Here is a 21,279-nt window from a genome sequence, read left to right on the forward strand (position 1 = left end):
CAGATAATGGCTATCGAAATCAAAGCCCCGTCATTCCCGGAATCGGTTGCCGATGGCACCGTTGCCACCTGGCACAAGAAACCAGGCGACGCTGTAAAGCGTGACGACCTGATCGTCGACATCGAGACCGACAAAGTCGTTCTGGAAGTGTTGGCCGAAGCTGACGGCGTGCTGGGCGCAATCGTTGCTGAAGAAGGCGCTACCGTTCTGTCGAACCAGGTGCTGGGCTCGATCGAAGAGGGCAGCGCTGCTGCCGCTGCTCCTGCTGCTGCACCGGCAGCCGCTGCTGCTCCTGCCGCCGCTCCGGCTGCTGGCGCTGAAGACCCGATCGCTGCACCGGCTGCCCGTCAGCTGGCTGAAGAGAACGGCATCAACCTGGCGTCCGTCAAAGGCACTGGCAAAGACGGTCGCATCACCAAGGAAGACGTGGTTGCTGCTGTTGAAGCCAAGAAAAACGCTCCAGCTGCCGCACCTGCCAAGGCGGCTGCCCCGGCTGCCGCTGCTCCAGTGTTCGCCGCTGGCGACCGCACCGAGAAGCGTGTACCGATGACTCGCGTACGTGCCACCGTGGCCAAGCGTCTGGTTGAAGCACAGTCGAACATGGCGATGCTGACCACCTTCAACGAAGTCGACATGACCGAAGTCATGGCCCTGCGTTCGAAGTACAAGGATCTGTTCGAGAAGTCCCACAACGGCGTACGCCTGGGCTTCATGTCCTTCTTCGTGAAAGCGGCCACCGAAGCGCTGAAACGCTTCCCGGCTGTCAACGCTTCCATCGACGGCGGCGACATCGTTTACCATGGCTACGCAGACGTCGGCGTAGCCGTGTCCAGCGACCGTGGCCTGGTGGTGCCGGTACTGCGTAACGCCGAGCTGATGAGCCTGGCTGAAATCGAAGGCGGCATCGCCGGCTTCGGCAAGAAAGCCCGTGACGGCAAGCTGACCATCGACGAGATGACCGGCGGTACCTTCACCATCACCAACGGTGGTACCTTCGGTTCGATGATGTCGACGCCGATCGTCAACCCGCCACAAGCCGCAATCCTGGGCATGCACAACATCATCCAGCGTCCGATGGCCATCAACGGCCAAGTCGTGATCCGCCCAATGATGTACCTGGCGCTGTCGTACGATCACCGCCTGATCGATGGTAAAGAAGCCGTGACTTTCCTGGTGACCATCAAGAACCTGCTGGAAGACCCGGCTCGTCTGCTGCTGGACATCTAAAGACGCAGCTGCACGTTGCGAGCTACAGGCTGTAGGAAAAAGCAGCTTGGCTTGCAACGTGTCGCTTGAAGCTTGTCGCTGAATAGAGGAACTATTTTCATGACGCAGAAATTTGACGTTGTAGTGATTGGTGCAGGTCCTGGCGGCTACGTTGCTGCCATCAAGGCCGCACAACTGGGCCTCTCGACTGCTTGCATCGAAAAATACACCGACAAGGAAGGCAAACTGGCACTGGGCGGTACTTGCCTGAACGTCGGTTGCATTCCTTCCAAGGCGCTGCTGGACAGCTCCTGGAAATTCCACGAAGCCCGAGACGGTTTCGCGATCCACGGCATCAACCATGCTGGCGTGACCATGGACGTGCCAGCAATGGTCGGCCGTAAAGCCAACATCGTTAAAGGCCTGACTTCCGGCGTTGCCACCTTGTTCAAGGCCAACGGCGTGACTTCCCTGCAAGGCCACGGCAAGCTGCTGGCTGGCAAGAAAGTTGAAATCACCAAGCCAGACGGCTCGACCGAAATCATCGAAGCCGAGAACGTGATCCTGGCTCCAGGTTCGCGTCCAATCGACATCCCGCCTGCTCCCGTTGACCAGAACGTGATCGTTGATTCGACCGGTGCCCTGGAATTCCAGGCTGTGCCTAAGCGCCTTGGCGTGATCGGCGCTGGCGTGATCGGCCTGGAACTGGGTTCGGTATGGTCCCGCCTGGGTTCCGAAGTGACTGTGCTGGAAGCCCTGGACACTTTCCTGCTGGCTGCCGACACCGCAGTATCCAAAGAAGCGCTGAAAACCCTGACCAAACAAGGTCTGGACATCAAGCTGGGCGCTCGCGTGACCGGTTCGAAAGTCAACGGTGAAGAAGTTGTCGTCAACTACACCGACAAGGATGGCGAAAAAACCATCACTTTCGACAAGCTGATCGTAGCCGTGGGTCGCCGCCCAGTGACCACCGACCTGCTGGCAGCTGACAGCGGCGTGACCCTCGACGAGCGCGGCTACGTGCACGTTGACGATCACTGCGCGACCACCGTGCCTGGCGTCTACGCCATCGGCGACGTGGTGCGTGGCATGATGCTGGCGCACAAGGCTTCCGAAGAAGGCATCATGGTTGTCGAGCGCATCAAGGGCCACAAAACCCAGATGAACTACGACCTGATCCCATCGGTTATCTACACCCACCCGGAAATTGCATGGGTCGGCAAGAACGAACAGCAGTTGAAAGCTGAAGGCGTTGAAGTTAACGTCGGCACCTTCCCGTTTGCCGCTTCTGGCCGTGCCATGGCAGCCAACGACACTGGTGGTTTTGTCAAAGTCATCGCTGATGCCAAGACTGACCGCGTATTGGGCGTCCACGTGATTGGCCCAAGCGCTGCAGAACTGGTTCAGCAAGGCGCGATCGGTATGGAATTCGGCACCAGTGCCGAAGACCTGGGCATGATGGTCTTCTCCCATCCGACCCTGTCCGAAGCGTTGCACGAAGCAGCGTTGGCTGTGAATGGCGGCGCCATTCACATCGCCAACCGCAAGAAGCGCTAAGCGAGATAATAAGAAACCACGGCGGAGTTGCCCGTCGTGAGCCTTGCGCGCAAGACTCACCGCGGAATATCCGCTGGACGCAGCCTTGCGCAGCTTTACGGGCCTTGAGCCCCGCAAGTTGCGCAAGCAGCAGTCACAGGTGGCGCGGCACTCATAATGAGCGCAGCGCCGAATGCGCAGTACCTAACGAAGACGGTAAAAAGCATGAATCTTCACGAGTATCAGGGTAAGCAGCTGTTCGCTGAATACGGCCTGCCAGTTTCCAAGGGCTACGCAGTAGACACCCCGGAAGCAGCAGCAGAAGCTTGCGACAAAATCGGCGGCAGCGAGTGGGTTGTCAAAGCCCAGGTCCACGCCGGTGGTCGCGGTAAAGCGGGCGGCGTTAAGCTGGTTCGCAGCAAAGAAGACGCCAAGGCCTTCGCACAGCAGTGGCTGGGCAAGCGTCTGGTGACTTACCAGACTGATGCCAATGGCCAGCCAGTCACCAAGATCCTGGTTGAATCGTGCACTGATATCGCTAAAGAGCTGTACCTGGGCGCTGTCGTTGACCGTTCGAGCCGTCGCATCGTGTTCATGGCTTCCACCGAAGGTGGCGTGGACATTGAGAAGATCGCCGAAGAAACCCCAGAAAAAATTCTGAAAGCCACTATCGATCCACTGGTTGGCGCTCAGCCATTCCAGGGTCGCGAGCTGGCTTTCCAGCTGGGCCTGGAAGGCAAGCAAGTTGCCCAGTTCGCCAAGATCTTCGTCGGTCTGGCCAAACTGTTCCAGGATCACGATCTGGCCCTGCTGGAAGTGAACCCGCTGGTGATCAAGGCTGACGGCGATCTGCACTGCCTGGACGCCAAGATCAACATCGACGCCAACGCCATGTACCGTCAGCCTAAGCTGAAGACTTTCCACGATCCGTCGCAAGACGATCCGCGCGAAGCGCACGCTGCCAAGTTCGAACTGAACTACGTAGCCCTGGAAGGTAACATCGGTTGCATGGTCAACGGTGCTGGCCTGGCCATGGGTACCATGGACATCGTCAACCTGCATGGCGGCAAACCAGCCAACTTCCTCGACGTGGGCGGTGGTGCTACCAAAGAACGCGTTACCGAAGCTTTCAAGATCATCCTGTCCGACTCCAACGTCGCTGCAGTACTGGTCAACATCTTCGGCGGCATCGTTCGTTGCGACATGATTGCCGAAGGCATCATCGGTGCAGTGAAAGAAGTCGGCGTTAAAATCCCGGTTGTTGTTCGCCTTGAAGGTAACAACGCTGAACTGGGCGCTAAAGTACTGGCAGAAAGCGGTTTGAACATCATCGCGGCTACCAGCCTGACCGACGCTGCTCAACAAGTTGTCAAAGCTGCGGAGGGCAAATAATGAGCGTCCTGATCAATAAAGACACCAAAGTTATCTGCCAGGGTATTACCGGTTCGCAAGGTAGTTTCCACACCCAGCAAGCCATCGAATACGGCACCAAGATGGTTGGCGGCGTAACGCCAGGCAAAGGCGGCACCGAGCACCTGGGCCTGCCAGTGTTCAACACCGTGAAAGACGCTGTAGCTGCCACTGGCGCCACCGCCAGCGTGATCTACGTTCCAGCTCCTTTCTGCAAGGACTCGATCCTGGAAGCAGCATTCGGCGGCATCAAGCTGATCGTTTGCATCACCGAAGGCATTCCTACCCTGGACATGCTGGACGCTAAAGTTAAGTGCGACGAACTGGGTGTTACCCTGATCGGCCCTAACTGCCCAGGCGTGATCACTCCAGGCGAATGCAAGATCGGCATCATGCCAGGTCACATTCACTTGCCAGGCAAAGTCGGTATCGTTTCCCGTTCCGGCACCCTGACTTACGAAGCTGTGAAGCAGACCACTGACGCCGGTTTCGGTCAGTCGACTTGCGTTGGCATCGGCGGTGACCCGATCCCAGGCTCGAACTTCATCGACATCCTGAAGCTGTTCCAGGAAGACCCGAAGACCGAAGCGATCGTAATGATCGGTGAGATCGGCGGTTCGGCTGAAGAAGAAGCGGCTGCCTACATCAAGGCACACGTGACCAAGCCGGTTGTTTCCTACATCGCTGGTGTGACTGCCCCTGCGGGCAAGCGCATGGGCCATGCTGGCGCAATCATCTCTGGCGGCAAAGGCACTGCAGACGAGAAGTTTGCTGCCCTGGAAGACGCAGGCGTCAAAACCGTGCGTTCGCTGGCAGACATCGGCAAGGCTTTGTCCGAGCTGACCGGTTGGGCTGTCAAGTAAGCCTCGCGCTTAACTGACGCTTCACCAACACAAAGGCCACCTTCGGGTGGCCTTTGTGCTTTCTGGGATCGACCAAATTTCGAGTCTGATGAAGATCAAAATGTGGGAGCGGGCTTGCTCGCGAAAGCGGTGTATCAGTACCAAATTCGTATACTGAAACACCGCTTTCGCGAGCAAGCCCGCTCCCACATTCGATTGCATTCCAACATTTAGATATACGAATGCGACATTAAGATGTCGCTTATCGGACAGTCCGCCCCGCAACAGTGCGTTTGTCAGCCCAATTCTGTAACCTAGCCGCCTCTTTATGCGTGTGCATCCCAAAAGGAAGCCCCGCGCTAGACCGGTCGGCTCCCATAAGGGCCGGCAGTATTTCCCTCATCCATAGGGAATCCCTCTCTAAATTCCGATTCAGTAGTGTGGTATTTCCCGAAATGAAAGTGTTGAAAAGCCAGGATGTCCTGGCGTTGGGCTTTATGACGTTTGCCCTGTTCGTGGGCGCCGGCAACATCATCTTCCCGCCTATCGTTGGTTTGCAGTCCGGACCTCATGTCTGGATGGCAGCGCTGGGCTTTCTGATTACCGCAGTGGGTTTGCCGGTGGTCACCGTGATCGCCCTGGCCAAGGTCGGTGGCGGTATGGACGCGCTGAGCAGCCCGATCGGCAAGATCGCTGGTGGCCTGCTGGCGGCGGCGGCGTATCTGGCGGTAGGGCCGCTGTTCGCCACCCCGCGTACCGCGACCGTGTCCTTTGAAGTGGGCTTGGCGCCGCTGACCGGCGAAAGCCCGCTGGCGCTGTTCCTCTACAGCTCGGTGTATTTCCTGGTGGTGTTCTTCGTTTCCCTGTACCCAGGGCGACTGTTGGATACCGTAGGCCGCTTCCTGGCCCCGCTGAAGATCATCGCGCTGGCCATCCTCGGTATCGCCGCCTTTGCCTTGCCGGCCGGTGAAGTGGGCGTCGCTACTCCGGAATACGTGGCTGCACCGTTCTCCCAAGGCTTCATCAATGGTTACCTGACCATGGATACCCTGGGCGCCCTGGTGTTTGGCATCGTGATCGTCAACGCCATTCGCTCCCGCGGCGTCGAGTCGCCGAAGCTGATCACCCGTTACGCGATCATTGCCGGCCTGATCGCCGGTGTGGGCTTGGCCCTGGTGTACATCAGCCTGTTCCGCCTCGGCTCGGGCAGCCACGCGGTTGCCGCCGGTGCAAGCAACGGCGCTGCGGTGCTGCATGCTTACGTGCAACACACTTTCGGCTCCCTGGGCAGCGGCTTCCTGGCCGTGCTGATCTCCCTGGCATGCCTGGTCACCGCCGTAGGCCTGACCTGCGCCTGCGCCGAGTACTTCAGCCGTATCCTGCCGCTGTCCTACAAGGCTCTGGTCGTGATCCTGGCGCTGTTCTCGCTGTTCGTGTCCAACCTGGGCCTGACCAAGCTGATTGCCTTCTCGATCCCGGTACTCACTGCGATCTACCCGCCGTGCATCGTGCTGGTGGCGTTGAGCTTCTGCAAAGACTTCTGGCTGGAGCAGGGGCGCATTGTCGGTCCAGTGATGCTGGTGTCGTTCATCTTTGGTTGCATCGATGCGCTCAAGGGCGCTGGCCTGGCGGATTGGATGCCTGCGCAATTGGCCAACCTGCCGCTGAGCGAACAGGGCCTGGCGTGGCTGGTGCCGTCGGTGATGACACTGGCGGTGGCGTTTGTGGTTGATCGTATGCTCGGCAAGCGTAGCGAAGCCATCGCCTAACACCTATTTTCCGCTGTACTGAAATGCCTCGTATCAATCGATACGGGGCATTTTTTATGGGTGAGAGGCAGTGTCTTTTTCTGTGCGCTAACGTCGAACTGACGCAATAGCTTTTCAGCCCTCTTTCTGCAAAGGACCCGCATGTCGTTCGTCGAAACCAATCAGATCCACCTGCTTGCCGCCCTCTGGTTCGTCCTGTGCTGGGGCGGCTACACCCGTTATGCCACCTGGAAAGCCCGCGACACGGCCTGCCTGGCCAGTGTGCTGCATCTGTATCGCGAAGACTGGATGCGCCGCATGCTGCTGCGCGACAACCGCATCGCCGACGCCAGTGTGATCGGCAACCTGGAGCGCAATGCCTCGTTCTTCGCCTCCAGCACCTTGATCATCCTCGCTGGCATTCTCACCGTGCTCGGCGCCTCCGAGCGCGCGGTGTCGTTGCTGGCGGATATCCCCATGGTGCAGCAGGCGTCCCAGGGCATGTCGGAGATCAAGCTGCTGTGCCTGGCGCTGGTGTTCGTCTACGCGTTCTTCACATTCAGCTGGTGCATGCGCCAGTACAACTTCGCGGCGGTGCTGGTGGGCTCGGCACCGATGATCGGTGAGCGGCATGTGTCGGAACAGGAGCGCAATGCGTTTGCCCTGCGTGCGGCGCGGGTGATCTCCATGGCCGCCAACCAGTTCAACTTCGGCCTGCGCGCCTATTACTTCGGCATGACCATGCTGGCGTGGTTTGTCAGCCCGTGGTTGTTCATGTTGATGAGCAGCGGGGTGGTGTTGGTGCTGTACCGTCGGGAGTTTCATTCCGACGTGCTGCAAGTGATGGTGTACACGCAGACGGACACGCCGCCGTCGGAAATAGCTAAAGAAGTAGGCTAACTAAGGCCTTCAAATAAAAACGCCAGACAAAGTAAAGCCCGCTATCTAAGCGGGCTTTCTTTTTGCAGCCAGGCTATTTCAAGCCGCGGTCTCAAGAACCGGTGGCTGGGGTAGCAGGTGCTGCTTCTTTTGCGGCGGCGGCGTTCGATTCAGCCTGAGCTTTGGCAGCATCGGCGTTTTCTTTCGCAGCGTCGTTCACTTTATCCTGAGCCTTCGCCATATCTTTCTGAGCTTGCTCAGAATGTGCAGCGGCGTCTTGGGCTTTGTCTTCGGATTTCTTGTCGCAGGCAGCGAGACCGAGGGCAGCGGCGAGCATCATGGAAATAGCTAAAGTCTTGCGCATGGGTGTTTCTCCTTATTGAAGATATCTACTGGCCTTTCGAGCATGGCGGTTCGGCATTAGTTCCTTTTATTCCATAGATATATAAATCCCTGACTAACCGGAACTTTTGCCCGCCCACCCCCTTCTGCGGATCAACACTAATAAGAGTCTGGAACGAATGACCGAAAACCCCCTGTTAGAGCGCGCGGCGCGCTTTGTTTCGGCCTTGCGCCATTGTCAGGTGCTGGGCATTACCGCCCATCAGGCCAGCGAGGAGGGCATCACCTTGATCATGCCCTACGCCCCGCATTTAGTGGGCGATCCCCAGTCAGGCGTGATCCACGGCGGCGCGCTGACCTCCCTGATGGACACCGCCTGCGGCATGGCTACCCTGTGTGTGCTGCCGGAATTCGAAGTGTGCCCGACCCTCGACCTGCGCGTTGACTACATGCATCCCGCTGCGCCCCACAAACCGGTGTACGGCTTCGCCCAATGCTACCGGGTGACCACCGACGTGATCTTCACCCGTGGCTTTGCCTATCAGGACGACCCCCAGCAACCCATTGCCCATGTGGTGGGCACGTTCATGCGCATGGGCAAACGCCTCAAGGGCACCCAAGGATTGGGCAGTACGATCAAGGGAGAGCAGGCATGACGCACCGATTCAAGACCCGCCTGGAGCAGGCCCATGAGCGTGGCGATTACGAGGCGCTGCTCAATCTGATTCCCTATGCCAAGCTCATAGGCATTGAATGCACGCGGCTGGGGGATGAATTGCTGTTCCGCCTGCCGGCCAACAAGGACAATATTGGTAACCCCATATTGCCGGCGCTGCACGGCGGGGTGATCGCGGGCTTCATGGAGCTATCGGCGGCGCTGCACCTGCTGGTATTCACGGGCGCGCCGGGCATCCCGAAAATCATCGACTTTTCCCTGGATTACCTGCGCGCCGGGCAGTTTCGCGACACCTATGCCAAGTGCCAGGTGTGGCGCCAGGGTCGACGGGTGGCAAACGTGGCGATCACCGCCTGGCAGAGCACGGCCGCAGAACCTATCGCCACCGCTCGCGCGCATTTCAAGATCGAGGAACAGGGCCGCCCTTGAAATCCTGGTCTTAGCCCCCAACTTTGATGACAACCCGCCGCCAACCCTCAAGGGCGCGGCCACTGCCATCCAATTGGAGTTTGATGACCATGAGTGTGGAAACTCAAAAGGAAACCCTGGGCTTCCAGACCGAGGTGAAGCAACTGCTGCACCTCATGATCCATTCGCTGTATTCCAACAAGGAAATTTTCCTTCGCGAATTGATCTCGAACGCCTCTGACGCTGTCGACAAATTACGTTTCGAAGCCCTGTCCAAGCCTGAGTTGCTGGAAGGTGGCGCCGAACTGAAAATCCGTGTGAGCTTCGACAAGGACGCCAAGACCGTCACCCTCGAAGACAACGGCATCGGTATGAGCCGCGAAGACGCGATTACCCATCTGGGCACGATCGCCAAATCCGGCACCGCTGACTTCATGAAAAACCTGTCGGGCGACCAGAAGAAAGACTCGCACCTGATCGGCCAGTTCGGCGTGGGCTTTTACTCGGCGTTCATCGTCGCCGACAAAGTTGAAGTGTTCAGCCGCCGTGCCGGCCTCGACGCCAGCGAAGGCGTGCACTGGTCGTCCAAAGGCGAGGGCGAATTCGAAATCGCCACTGTCGACAAGGCAGACCGTGGTACCCGCATCGTCCTGCACCTGAAATCCGGTGAAGACGAATTCGCCGATGGCTGGCGCCTGCGCAACATCGTCAAGAAGTACTCCGACCACATCGCTTTGCCGATCGAACTGCCGAAAGAACAAGCGGCTGCCGAAGGCGAAGAGACACCTGCCCAGGAATGGGAAGTGGTCAACCGCGCCAGTGCCCTGTGGACCCGTCCGCGTACCGAGATCAAGGACGAGGAATACCAGGAGTTCTACAAGCACATCGGTCACGACTACGAAAACCCGTTGAGCTGGAGCCACAACAAGGTCGAAGGCAAGCTGGAATACAGCTCGCTGCTCTACGTACCGGCCCGTGCTCCATTCGACCTGTACCAGCGTGAAGCGCCGAAAGGCCTGAAGCTGTACGTACAGCGCGTGTTCGTGATGGACCAGGCGGAATCGTTCCTGCCGTTGTACCTGCGCTTCATCAAGGGTGTGGTCGACTCCAACGATTTGTCGCTGAACGTGTCGCGGGAAATCCTGCAGAAAGACCCGATCATCGACTCCATGAAGTCGGCGCTGACCAAGCGTGTACTCGACATGCTGGAAAAGCTGGCGAAGAACGAGCCTGAGCAATACAAAGGCTTCTGGAAAAACTTTGGCCAGGTCATGAAAGAAGGCCCGGCGGAAGATTTCGCCAACAAGGAAAAAATCGCCGGCCTGCTGCGTTTTGCTTCGACTCACGAAGAAGGCGGCGAGCAAGTGGTGTCCCTGGCTGAGTACCTGGCACGCGCCAAGGAAGGTCAGGACAAGATCTACTACCTGACCGGCGAAACCTACGCCCAGGTCAAGAACAGCCCGCACTTGGAAGTCTTCCGCAAGAAAGGCATCGAAGTGCTGCTGCTGACCGACCGTATCGATGAGTGGCTGATGAGCTACCTCAACGAGTTCGACGGCAAGTCGTTCGTCGACGTGGCCCGTGGCGACCTGGACCTGGGCAACCTGGATTCCGAAGAAGAGAAGAAAGAAGCCGAAGAAGTCGCCAAGTCCAAAGAGGGCCTGGTTGAGCGGATCAAGGCGTCCCTGGGCGAGGCGGTCAGCGAAGTGCGGGTTTCCCATCGTCTGACCGACTCCCCGGCGATCCTGGCCATCGGCGAAGCGGACCTGGGCATGCAGATGCGCCAGATCCTCGAAGCCAGCGGCCAGAAGGTGCCGGACTCCAAGCCGATCTTCGAATTCAACCCGGCTCACCCGCTGATCGAGAAACTCGACGGCGAGCAAAGCGAAGAGCGGTTTGGCGACCTGTCGCACATCCTCTTCGACCAGGCGGCCCTGGCCGCTGGCGACAGCTTGAAAGACCCGGCCGCCTATGTGCGCCGCCTGAACAAGCTGTTGGTTGAACTGTCGGTTTGACCCTGATGTAGAAAAACCCGCTTCGGCGGGTTTTTTCGTTCTGGCGCTTAACTGTAGGAGCGAGCTTGCTCGCGAAAAACGTCAACGATAACGCGCCCATCCTGGGTAAACGCGGTGCCCTTGAGTTTTTCGCGAGCAAGCTCGCTCCTGCAGAAGGCAACATTGTGAGTGCACCTCAACCGGAGAAAATGATGAGCCAAGTCACTGTACGTTCCGTGGTCTATCAGATTGATGGCCAGTCTTATGAAAGCCGCCTCGCGTTCGATGCCAGCCACAAGGGCCCGCTGCCGGGCCTGCTGATGGCGCCGAACTGGATGGGGGTGAGTGCGGGCGCCGAAGAGATCGCCAAGAGCGTCGCCAGCAAGGGCTACGTGGTGCTGATCGCCGACCTGTACGGGCAGACTGTGCGTCCGTCGAATGGCGATGAAGCTGGCGCGGCGATGATGCCGTTGAAGAATGACAACCCCAAGCTGCTCAAACTCATGCAAGCAGCGTTTGATCAACTGCAGGGCCAGGCCGAGGTGGATACCTCCAAGCTGGCGACCTTCGGCTTCTGCTTTGGCGGCTTCTGCTCGCTGGAACTGGCGCGGACTGGTGCGCCCTTGAAGGCGGCCGTCTCGTTCCACGGCACCATCGACACCCAGAACCCGGCCGGTGCCAAGCACATCAAGGGTTCAGTGCTGGTGCTGCATGGTGCGTCCGATCCATTGGTGCCGAAAGCGCAACTGCCGGCGTTCGAAGATGAAATGAACGCGGCCGGCGTGGATTGGCAGTTGCTGAGCTACGGCGGCGCGGTGCATTCCTTCACTGACCCGCATGCCAATGTGCCGGGCAAGATGATGTATGACGCGAAGACGGCCAAGCGGGCGTTCAAGTCGATGCATGATTTGTTGGATGAAGTGTTCCAGGGCTGATGACCTCATCGCTGGCAAGCCAGCTCCTACATTTGAAACGCATCTTCCTGTAGGAGTCGGCTTGCCGGCGATAGCTACCTTACCGGCAACTCAATTCTTTCAGATTCACCCGGCACCGTCGGCCAATCCCCAGCCGCCCAGCGCTGCCTGGCCTGTTCGATCACCGCCGGATCACTCGCGACAAAATTCCAGTTGATCCGCCGCGGCCCATCCAACGGCGCGCCGCCAAACACCACCAGGTGGCAATCGCTTTCGGCAAACAGTGTCATCTCTTCGCCAGCCGGCAGTACCACCAGGCTGTGCACCTCCAGCAGCTGGCCGTCCAACTGCGCCTCACCCTCCAGCACATACACCGCACGTTCCTCATGCTCATCCGGAATCAGCAGGGTCGTGGCCGTCTGCATCTGTACCTCGGCGTACAGGGTGGGCGACAGTACCGGCACGGGCGACTTGAGGCAGAACCCATCGCCCGCGATCATACGGATCTGCACGCCCAGGTTGTCACTGACCGGCAGGCTCGCAGCCAGGTGATGGCTGTAATGCCCCGGCCCCGTCTCATGGTCTTTTGGTGAGGCCAACCACACTTGCAGGCCATGCAGGCTGAACCCGTCGGTCTTGAGCGCCTCGGGTGTCCGTTCGACATGGGCAATCGCGCTGCCGGCCGTCATCCAGCTCGCATCACCGGCCTGCACTACCTGATCCGAACCCAGGCTGTCCTTGTGCTGCAATGCACCTTCAAACAGATAGGTGAGGGTCGACAGCCCGATATGCGGATGCTGGCGGATATTCATGCCATCGCCCGGTGCATAACGAGTGAGCAGCATATGGTCGAAGAACACAAAAGGCCCGACGCTGCGGCATTCCCGCGACGGCAGGGGGCGCAGGATCGGTTGGCCTTCGACATCTTCGGGGCGAGGGCGGATCACGGTGAGGGGGGTCATGGTGCGTCCCAGTCTGAGCGGGTTAGATGCTGCTGAGCATAACCCGCTCGGTAGGATGTTGCCGCTATTGGCTGAAGGCGCCTTCCGACAGCTTTGTCTCGATGGTGACTTCAGCGGTGGTCATCAGCTTATGCACCGGGCAGCGATCTGCCACACGGTGCAGCTCGTCGCGTTGCTCGTCGGTGAGCACGCCCTTGAGCGTCAGCTTGACGTTGAGCTTGTATTTGCCTTTTTGCTCTTCAGTGGCGTCGTGGGTGACTTCCACGGTCACGCCAGTCAGCGGGATGTCTTTCTTCTGCGCGTAGAGCTTGACCGTCAGCGCTTTGCACGACGCCAGCGCGGCGTCGAAGTAGTCATGGGGGGAGGGTGCCGAGTCGTCGCCTCCCAGGCTTTTGGGCAGGTCGGTAAACAACTCATGGTTATTGATATTGACGCTATGACGGAAGTTGTCCTGGTTCAGGGTATTCACGGTAACAGGCATGGTAAACCTCACAGGGTGGCAGGATGAAGGTCATGCAGTTATAGAGCATGCTGGCACTTCGGTGTTCCGCGTTTTTTTGCCGGATGAACCCTGGCAGCGTGAGCAAGGTCTACCCGTATCAGCCCTTATCGAGGTTTTATCGTGCCCTTGACCCGCCTGACGCTTGCCCTGTTGCTCACCGCCAGCAGTCTTGCTGCGCAGGCCCGCGACTACGCCTATAGCGATGCGCACCTGCATTTCGTGGATTTCTTCCAGGAAACCGCGGGCATGGACAAGCTGCTCAAGGCCATGGCCGACAGTCACATCGAGCATGTGATGATTTCCGGTATCCCGGTCGCCAAGAAATGGCACGAAGACGAACCCAAGCGGCCGCGTTACTACGCTGGTGATGATGCCGATGCCTACTGGTACAGCGCCACCGACGTGATCGTCGCAGCAGCGGTCAACAAGCTGACCCCCGAACAGCGTCGCCATTTCCATCCCTTCCTGTCCGGCTTCAACCCCAACGACAAGAACTCGGCCGCCCATATCCAGCGCATGCTCGACCTCAATCCGGGGCTCTGGCAGGGCATCGGCGAAGTCTTCACGCGTCATGACGACCTCACGGCCATCACCGCTGGCGACACCCCGCGTGCCAATAACGAAGCCATGACCCGCATCTATCACCTGGCGGCAGAAAACGACCTGCCGGTGATGCTGCACTCCAACATCACCTCCAAGCGCGAGCGCAACCCGTTGTACCTGGCTGAAGTGGAAGAACCGCTGCGCAACCATCCGCACACCCGCTTTATCTGGGCCCACGCCGGCACCAGCAAGGAAATTCATCGTCATCAGGTGCAGATGGACTTTTTGCTGCCGACCTTGAGCCGCCTGTTGGAGGCTTATCCCAACCTGTATGTCGACCTGTCCTGGAGCATGCTCACCCCGTATCTGCTGGATGATGCGGGTCAGCCCCGCCCTGAGTGGGTAGAGCTGGTGGAACGCTTCCCGGAACGCTTTATGTTGGGTTCGGACGTAGTAGGGCGTTTCAATAAATTGGGTAAGGAAATGCGCCGCTTCGATCCCTTTTTGGATGCATTGCCTGAGGACGTTGCGCACAAAGTGGCGCGGGACAACTTCCTGGCGATCCTGCCTAAAGCTACACGCGATGGTATGGCACGCTGATATCGCGTTTTCGTCTTACGCAAAGAACGTAATAGGCCGATACCTTTCAAGAGCCAGCTGCAAATGGATGCAGCGCATTTGGAAGGAGCCAAGGCATGAGTATCAGAAGTCTGAATATCGCCCCGCGCGCAGGCCTGGGGTTTGGCCTGTTGGCGTTGATGGTGTTTGCCCTGGGCGGATTTGCCCTGTTACAGATGGCCAATATGCGCCAGCAGTCGGACCAAGTGGAAAACAACTGGCTGCCCAGCGTGATGGCCGTGGGGGAGATGAGCCAGGATCTGCTGCGCATCCGGGCGCTGACCTTGCGCCTGCTGGTTAATCGCGATCCCCAGGCGCTGGCGCAGAATGAGCAAAAACTCAGTGACCTCAAAAACGGCCTGCACCACGCGCAGACGCTCTATGAGGCGCTGATCGTATTGCCCGAGGAGCGCACGCTGTTTGATCGCTTCAAGGCTCAGGAGCAGCAGTATCTGCAACGTCAGGAGCAGGTCGTGGGGTTTTCCAAGGCCAATCAGTTGGAAGACGCGATCAGGGTGGTCAACGGTGAGATGAACCAACTCGCTGATGAAATGGCTACGACCCTGCATGACCTGGTCAGCCTCAACAAAGCCAATGCCAATCAGGCTGCCAGCCTGGCGCAAAGCGTGTTCAGCCAGTCGCGCAGCTGGGTGATCGGCATGATCGTGCTTACGGCGCTGATTACCATTGGCCTGGCGGTGTGGCTGACACGCAGCATCGTGTTACCCCTGGCCCAGTCGCTGAAAGTCGCTCAGGGCGTGGCCAGTGGCGATCTGACCGGCGAGATCCATGTGAGTGGCAACGATGAGCCGGCGCGTCTGCAGCAGGCGCTCAAGGGGATGCAGGACAACCTGCGCGATACCATCCGGCGTATTGCTGAATCATCGAACCAGTTGGCGTCCGCCTCGGAGGAACTTAGCTGCGTGACTGAAGACGCCACCCGTGGTTTGCACCAGCAGAATCAGGAAATCGAGCAGGCCGCCACGGCGGTGAACCAGATGACGGCAGCCGTGGAGGAGGTGGCAAGCAACGCAGTGGCCACGTCCCAGGCGTCCCGCGAGTCCGACCGCATTGCCCAGCATGGGCGCGAGCAAGTGCATCAGACCGTGGTGTCGATCGAGGCGCTGGCCACCGATGTGACGGATAACGTGACGCAGGTCGAGGACCTGGCGCAGAAGGTCTATGGCATCAGCAAGGTACTGGACGTAATCCGCTCGATTGCCGAGCAGACCAACTTGCTGGCGTTGAACGCGGCGATTGAAGCGGCGCGCGCCGGGGATGCAGGGCGTGGGTTTGCGGTAGTGGCCGACGAAGTGCGGGCCTTGGCTCATCGCACCCAGCAGTCGACCCAGGAAATCGAGCAGATGATCAGCGGGATCCAGCAAGGCACCGATCAGGCGGTCAGCTCGATGCAGCAGAGCAATACGCGAGCCCGCTCGACCTTGGATATCGCCAAGTCGGCGGGCACGGCGCTGGAGGAAATTGCCTCGGCGTTCACCTTGATCAACGAACGCAACCTGGTGATCGCCAGCGCGTCAGAACAGCAGGCAGCGGTGGCGCGGGAGGTGGATCGCAATTTGATGAACATTCGCGATTTGGCGCACCAGACGTCCACGGGTGCGAATCAGACCAGTGCGGCGAGCCAGGAGTTGTCGCGGTTGGCGGTGGACCTGAACACGATGGTGGCGCGGTTTTCGGTGTAGGGCCGGGTGCCGAGTTGGCGCTATCGCAGGCAAGCCAGCTCCCACAGGGGAATGCGTTTCAAATGTGGGAGCTGGCTTGCCTGCGATGAAGGCGACTCGGTCTTGAATCCATTACCCACAAAAAAGCCCCGAACCAGTCGGGGCTTTTTCATGCAATCAAGCTACAGGTCTTACTGACCCTGCCAGCGTTTCAGCACCAGGGTAGCGTTAGTGCCACCAAAGCCGAAGCTGTTGCTCATCACGGTGTCGATTTTTGCATTCTCAACGGTCTTGGTCAGGATCGGCATGTCAGCCACCACCGGATCAATCTCGTCGATGTTCGCCGAACCGGCCATGAAGTTGCCTTCCATCATCAGCAGGCAGTAGATCGCTTCGTGAACGCCAGCGGCGCCCAAGGAGTGACCGGACAGGCTCTTGGTAGAGCTGATGGCTGGAGCCTTGTCGCCGAATACCGCACGCACGCCTTCCATTTCCTTGGCGTCGCCGACCGGAGTCGAGGTGCCGTGGGTGTTCAGGTAGTCGATTGGGGTATCAACGGTGGACATTGCCATCTGCATGCAACGGATGGCGCCTTCACCGCTCGGGGCAACCATGTCGTAGCCGTCGGAAGTGGCGCCGTAGCCGACGATTTCCGCGTAGATCTTGGCACCACGGGCCAGAGCGTGTTCCAGCTCCTCGACCACCACCATGCCGCCACCGCCGGCGATGACGAAACCGTCACGCTTGGCGTCGTAGGCGCGGGAGGCCTTTTCCGGGGTTTCGTTGTACTGGGTGGACAGTGCGCCCATTGCGTCGAACAGGAACGATTGGCTCCAATGTTCTTCTTCACCGCCGCCGGCGAACACGATGTCCTGCTTGCCCAGCTGGATCTGCTCAACCGCAGTACCGATGCAGTGTGCACTGGTGGCGCAGGCCGAGGAGATCGAGTAGTTCACGCCCTTGATCTGGAACGGCGTGGCCAGGCAGGCGGAAACGGTGCTGCCCATGGTCCGCGTGACACGGTACGGGCCAACGCGCTTCACGCCTTTTTCGCGCAGGATGTCCAGCGCTTCCATCTGGTTCAGGGTCGATGCGCCGCCGGAGCCGGCGATCAGGCCGGTGCGTACGTTCGAGACCTGGTCGTCGCTCAGGCCGGAGTCGGCGATTGCGTCTTTCATCGCCAGGTAGGCGTAGGCGGCAGCGTGGCCGACGAAGCGATAGATCTTGCGATCGATCAGTTCTTCGAGGGGCAGGTCGATGGAGCCGGAAACCTGGCTACGCAGACCCATTTCGGCATATTCCGGGTTGAAGCGGATGCCAGGGCGACTTGCACGCAGGTTAGCGGTGACGGTCTCTTTGTCATTGCCCAGGCAAGAAACAATGCCCAGACCAGTGATAACGACGCGGCGCATGCGGATAACCCTTAAAAGTTGTCAGTGGATGTGAATACGCCGACCCGAAGGCCTTCGGCAGTATAGATCTCGCGACCGTCGACGCTCACCGAACCATCGGCGATGGCCAGGTTCAGCTTGCCCTTGAGGACGCGCTTGATTTGAATGTTGTAGGTGACTTTCTTGGCGGTCGGCAGGACCTGGCCAAAGAACTTCACTTCGCCCGAACCCAGGGCACGACCGCGGCCCGGCAGACCTTGCCAGCCGAGGAAGAAACCGACCAGCTGCCACATGGCGTCAAGGCCCAGGCAGCCTGGCATCACAGGGTCGCCTTCGAAATGGCAGGCAAAGAACCACAGGTCCGGGGTGATATCCAGCTCGGCGACCAATTCACCTTTGCCGTACTTGCCACCCTCTTCGCTGATATGGGTGATGCGATCCACCATCAGCATGTTCGGGGCGGGCAGTTGCGCGTTACCTGGGCCGAACAGCTCACCGCGACTGCAGCGCAGCAGGTCTTCCCGGGTAAAGGCGTTTTGTTTGGTCATGCGAGCTCCTCAATAATCCCATGCGGCAGGGTAGGGTAAATCTTCCCGAACCGAATGAAGCGTTCATGCCTCATGTCGGCAGCCTACACATAGACTATTGCGTTGTAGTGAAAGTCACAGCGGCAAGGCACTGAATGTACACTTGTTCACTGAAATTTTAAACCGGGCCTGTTTATTGGCCCGTTCGGGTGCCTAAGACTGCCGCACTTTCGCCTTTCACGCCAGTCGGAGTTGGCTGATGGCGCGGCGCTATTGCACCCAACGCTGCAGGATTTGCTGCAAATCCGTGCGTTTGAACGGCTTGGCCAGGTAATCGTTCATTCCCGCTGCCAGGCAGGCTTCACGGTCGCCCTGTAAAGCGTTGGCAGTCAGGGCGATGATCGGCAGATCGGCACAGCCCGGTAACTGACGGATCTGCCGTGTGGCTTCATAGCCGTCGATGACCGGCAGCCGACAATCCATCAGGATGGCGGTGAAAATCAGGCTCTCGGCGCTGCGGACCGCTTCGGCGCCGTCGGTGGCCAGGCTCACTTCGAAGCCCAGGCTGCGCAGCATGGCCTCAACCACCGTGCGGTTCACCGGGTTGTCCTCCACCAGCAGCACATGACGACCCTCACCCGCGCCGGCTTTGCCCTCGGCGTCGCTGGCAATCGCCGGCACGCTGTGCTGGTCGATGGCCAGGGGAATTTCCAGGGTAAACACCGAACCGCGGCCTTCTTCGCTCTGGGCGCGCAGGGTGCCCCCCATGCGTTCGGCCAGGGTGCGGGCGATGGGCAGGCCGAGGCCGGTGCCGCCGTAACGTCTTGAAATGGAACTGTCGGCCTGCTGGAACGCGTCGAACATCGCCTCCAGGCGTTCGGCGGAGATCCCAATGCCACTGTCGCGCACGGTGCAGGTGAACCACACCAGTTCATGGTCTAGGGTCTGCCAATGGGGTTCGACGCTGACGCTGCCGTACTCGGTGAACTTCAATGCATTGCCGATCAGGTTCACCAGGATCTGGCGGATCCGTGTCGGGTCACCTTGCACTCGCACGGTGTCCATTCCAAGTGGAATCGACAGCTTCAGCGTCAACCCGCGCTGTTGCGCATTGTGCTGGAAGGCCTGGGCGCAGCTGTTGATCAGGTCCGCCAGGTTGAACGGAATATGCTCCAGCTCCAGGGCGGCGCGCTCGATACGCGAGAAGTCGAGGATATCGTTGATCACCTTGAGCAAATGCTCGGTGGATTCCGAAGCCAGCGCCGCGTATTCGGTCTGCTCCTCGGTCATCTCAGTGGTTTCCAGCAACTGCAACATGCCCAGCACGCCATTCATGGGCGTGCGCAGTTCATGGCTCATCATCGCCAGGAAGTCCGACTTGGCGTTGTTGGCGCGTTCGGCCTCTTCGCGGGTCTCGATCAACTGGGCCATGGCCTGTTGCTGTTCACGACTGGCCTGGTTGAGGCCTTCGGCAAGGTTGTTGATATGCCGCGACAGGTCGCCCAGCTCCGAGTCATCCACGATCGGCAGCGGCGTCTTGTAGTCGCCTTGCTGGATTGCTTTTACCGCATGGCCCATGGCGCTGATCGGCTGCGACAGGCTGGCGGCCAGGCGCCGTGCCAGCAGGAAGGTAAACAGCAGGGCAAACAGCGCGAGGATACCGGCCTTGAACAGGATCTCCTGCTGGCGCTGGCTGAAGGCATCGTTGGACATGCCGACGATCACCCGGCCCAGGTAGTCCGCGCGCGGGGCCTTGGGTTCGTTGAGGTTGTCCTGGAAGAAATCATTGCCCAACTGGATGTGTTGCAGGCGGATCGGCGCCTGAAACACTTTCACCGACAGCGAACGGTCGTGCTTCTCCGACGGCTGCTCGACATACACCAGGATGTTCTCGCTGCTGTCCTGGATCTCCAGGAAGCGCACATGGGGCGTGGCCAGCGTGGCGCGCAACAGGCTGTCGAGCACGTCATTGTTGCCGGAAATCACCCCGTATTCGGTGGCCGGCGCCAGTTGGTTGGCGATCAGTTGGCCGGTGTGGTCCAGTTCCTGGCGCAAATCCTGGATACGCACGAAGGTGAAGAAGCTGATCAACAGCAACGTCAGCAACAGCGCCGGGCCCAGGGTGATGAGCTGGGTGCGGGTGTTGATGTCCCAACGACGACGCAAGGTCATGGGCGTTTTTCTCCTTCGGCCAATCGGGTGGCGACGCTGGCTTCGTCCACCTGTTCGATCCCCAGTGAGCGCGCGACTTGCGGGTTGCCCACGACTTTGAAGCGATCCGGGTACAGCGAGCGCGGCCAGTTGGCCGGCGAATGGTCGAGCAGTCGGTCAAGCACGGCCAGCCAGTCAGCCTGGTCGCTGTAGGTGCTGGCCAGGCTGCCGGCCCGTACGAAGCCCGCGTTCGGGCCGATCAGTGGCAATTGCTGGGCGTAACTGCTCAGCAACAGGTTCTTCGCGGTTTTCGGGTTGTACAACTGCGGATCGTCGAGGCCGAGCAGCACGTCACTGTTGCGGAACAGGATTTGGAGCGGTCGACTGTCATTAATGTTGTCCCAGAGCTGGGGCACGATCTCCAGGCCTAGCGAGGCGGAGTGCTGTTTCAGTTCGGGCAGCAGGAATTCGCTGTCGGCGCTATAAAGTACGCCGATGCGCCGCGCCTGCGGCAGGATGCCCGCGATCAGGCGCAGTTGGCGATCCAGCGGCGGGTCGCTCCACAGCAGGCTGATGCGTGGGTGCGGCATGCTGCCCAGGCGCTGATGGGCTTGCAGGCGGCTGATGCGCAGCACCAGGGTCGGTGGACCCTGAGGCTCTTGCAGGCGCCAGTCGAGGCCGGGCAGGTCCAGCAGGATCAAGCGTGTGGTTGCCGGTAGGCGGCCGGGTGCAGGCAGGTCTTTGAGGGCGGTGAAGGTGACGCGGTCTTCGGGGCGTTGCTGGGCCAGCGCCTGGGCAAAGGCTTGCACACCTGCGCCGTCTTCGGCGGCGGTCAGCAGGATATCGGCGCTCCAGGCCGGTGCAGCCAACAGCAGGCAGGCGAGCAGCACGGCACGCCGCCAGAGCCGAGTGATCAACACGCCAGTCATCCGTGACGAGTCGCCCATG

The 21,279-nt window shown here is 59.6% G+C and carries 19 protein-coding genes; 12 read left to right on the plus strand and 7 right to left on the minus strand.

The window, feature by feature from the left end:
• The first annotated feature begins 6 nt into the window (after positions 1-6).
• The 6 genes from odhB to HX793_RS26140 all read left to right on the plus strand — a co-directional run bounded on the left by odhB (position 7) and on the right by HX793_RS26140 (position 7,642).
• Positions 7-1,227, plus strand: coding sequence for a 2-oxoglutarate dehydrogenase complex dihydrolipoyllysine-residue succinyltransferase (gene odhB / locus HX793_RS26115; protein WP_016979561.1), 1,221 nt, complete (start codon positions 7-9; stop codon positions 1,225-1,227).
• Positions 1,228-1,326: 99 nt separating this feature from the next.
• Complete coding sequence (gene lpdA, locus HX793_RS26120) at positions 1,327-2,763, plus strand: dihydrolipoyl dehydrogenase (RefSeq protein ID WP_177095850.1); 1,437 nt, start codon at positions 1,327-1,329, stop codon at positions 2,761-2,763.
• A gap of 204 nt (positions 2,764-2,967) precedes the next feature.
• Positions 2,968-4,134: an ADP-forming succinate--CoA ligase subunit beta gene (sucC, locus tag HX793_RS26125; RefSeq protein WP_016979559.1), complete on the plus strand. Its 1,167-nt coding sequence runs from the start codon at positions 2,968-2,970 to the stop codon at positions 4,132-4,134.
• Complete coding sequence (gene sucD / locus HX793_RS26130; RefSeq protein WP_010166265.1) at positions 4,134-5,015, plus strand: succinate--CoA ligase subunit alpha; 882 nt, start codon at positions 4,134-4,136, stop codon at positions 5,013-5,015. The genes sucC and sucD overlap by 1 nt, the downstream gene beginning before the upstream one ends.
• 434 nt (positions 5,016-5,449) lie before the next feature.
• Positions 5,450-6,763 (plus strand): branched-chain amino acid transport system II carrier protein, encoded by a 1,314-nt coding sequence (gene brnQ, locus HX793_RS26135; RefSeq protein WP_177061666.1) that lies wholly within the window; start codon positions 5,450-5,452, stop codon positions 6,761-6,763.
• A gap of 141 nt (positions 6,764-6,904) precedes the next feature.
• Positions 6,905-7,642 (plus strand): DUF599 domain-containing protein, encoded by a 738-nt coding sequence (locus HX793_RS26140; protein WP_016979557.1) that lies wholly within the window; start codon positions 6,905-6,907, stop codon positions 7,640-7,642.
• A 91-nt stretch (positions 7,643-7,733) separates the two neighbouring features.
• Here the strand turns inward: HX793_RS26140 and HX793_RS26145 are convergent, their stop codons facing one another.
• Positions 7,734-7,985: a hypothetical protein gene (locus tag HX793_RS26145; RefSeq protein WP_012723095.1), complete on the minus strand. Its 252-nt coding sequence runs from the start codon at positions 7,983-7,985 to the stop codon at positions 7,734-7,736.
• Between the two features lie 157 nt (positions 7,986-8,142).
• On the opposite strand from HX793_RS26145, the gene HX793_RS26150 reads away from it, so the two are divergent.
• The 4 genes from HX793_RS26150 (at position 8,143) to HX793_RS26165 (ending at position 11,976) form a co-directional block, all read left to right on the plus strand.
• Positions 8,143-8,619, plus strand: a complete 477-nt coding sequence (locus tag HX793_RS26150; RefSeq protein WP_177095847.1) for a PaaI family thioesterase — start codon at positions 8,143-8,145, stop codon at positions 8,617-8,619.
• Positions 8,616-9,068: a PaaI family thioesterase gene (locus HX793_RS26155; protein WP_016979555.1), complete on the plus strand. Its 453-nt coding sequence runs from the start codon at positions 8,616-8,618 to the stop codon at positions 9,066-9,068. The genes HX793_RS26150 and HX793_RS26155 overlap by 4 nt, the downstream gene beginning before the upstream one ends.
• Positions 9,069-9,157: 89 nt before the next feature.
• A complete protein-coding gene (gene htpG / locus HX793_RS26160; protein ID WP_177095845.1) occupies positions 9,158-11,062 on the plus strand; it encodes a molecular chaperone HtpG in 1,905 nt (634 codons plus the stop codon).
• Positions 11,063-11,253: 191 nt separating this feature from the next.
• Complete coding sequence (locus HX793_RS26165) at positions 11,254-11,976, plus strand: dienelactone hydrolase family protein (RefSeq protein WP_177095843.1); 723 nt, start codon at positions 11,254-11,256, stop codon at positions 11,974-11,976.
• Between the two features lie 74 nt (positions 11,977-12,050).
• Here HX793_RS26165 and HX793_RS26170 read toward each other — a convergent pair whose 3' ends face one another.
• Together HX793_RS26170 and HX793_RS26175 are read right to left on the minus strand one after the other, a co-directional pair.
• Positions 12,051-12,917, minus strand: coding sequence for a pirin family protein (locus tag HX793_RS26170; protein ID WP_177053345.1), 867 nt, complete (start codon positions 12,915-12,917; stop codon positions 12,051-12,053).
• Between the two features lie 64 nt (positions 12,918-12,981).
• Positions 12,982-13,398 (minus strand): OsmC family protein, encoded by a 417-nt coding sequence (locus HX793_RS26175; RefSeq protein ID WP_033897639.1) that lies wholly within the window; start codon positions 13,396-13,398, stop codon positions 12,982-12,984.
• 141 nt (positions 13,399-13,539) lie between these two features.
• Here HX793_RS26175 and HX793_RS26180 point away from each other — a divergent pair, with 141 nt between their 5' ends.
• Complete coding sequence (locus HX793_RS26180; protein WP_177095841.1) at positions 13,540-14,562, plus strand: amidohydrolase family protein; 1,023 nt, start codon at positions 13,540-13,542, stop codon at positions 14,560-14,562.
• 95 nt (positions 14,563-14,657) lie between these two features.
• Positions 14,658-16,283, plus strand: a complete 1,626-nt coding sequence (locus tag HX793_RS26185) for a methyl-accepting chemotaxis protein (protein ID WP_016979550.1) — start codon at positions 14,658-14,660, stop codon at positions 16,281-16,283.
• 170 nt (positions 16,284-16,453) lie between these two features.
• On the opposite strand, the gene fabB is transcribed toward HX793_RS26185, so the two are convergent.
• From fabB to HX793_RS26205, 4 genes are all read right to left on the minus strand, one after another.
• The gene (gene fabB / locus HX793_RS26190; RefSeq protein WP_016974674.1) at positions 16,454-17,674 is read right to left on the minus strand and encodes a beta-ketoacyl-ACP synthase I; all 1,221 of its coding nucleotides are present in this window, start codon (positions 17,672-17,674) and stop codon (positions 16,454-16,456) included.
• An 11-nt stretch (positions 17,675-17,685) separates the two neighbouring features.
• Complete coding sequence (gene fabA, locus HX793_RS26195) at positions 17,686-18,201, minus strand: 3-hydroxyacyl-[acyl-carrier-protein] dehydratase FabA (protein ID WP_010211704.1); 516 nt, start codon at positions 18,199-18,201, stop codon at positions 17,686-17,688.
• A gap of 249 nt (positions 18,202-18,450) precedes the next feature.
• Positions 18,451-20,352, minus strand: a complete 1,902-nt coding sequence (locus tag HX793_RS26200) for an ATP-binding protein (protein WP_016979548.1) — start codon at positions 20,350-20,352, stop codon at positions 18,451-18,453.
• Positions 20,349-21,278 (minus strand): ABC transporter substrate-binding protein, encoded by a 930-nt coding sequence (locus HX793_RS26205; protein ID WP_177095840.1) that lies wholly within the window; start codon positions 21,276-21,278, stop codon positions 20,349-20,351. Before HX793_RS26205 ends, HX793_RS26200 begins: the two co-directional genes overlap by 4 nt.
• Position 21,279: the final 1 nt, after the last annotated feature.

It is taken from the genome of Pseudomonas reactans, from assembly GCF_013387025.1.
Classification (GTDB): Bacteria; Pseudomonadota; Gammaproteobacteria; order Pseudomonadales; family Pseudomonadaceae; genus Aquipseudomonas; species Aquipseudomonas reactans.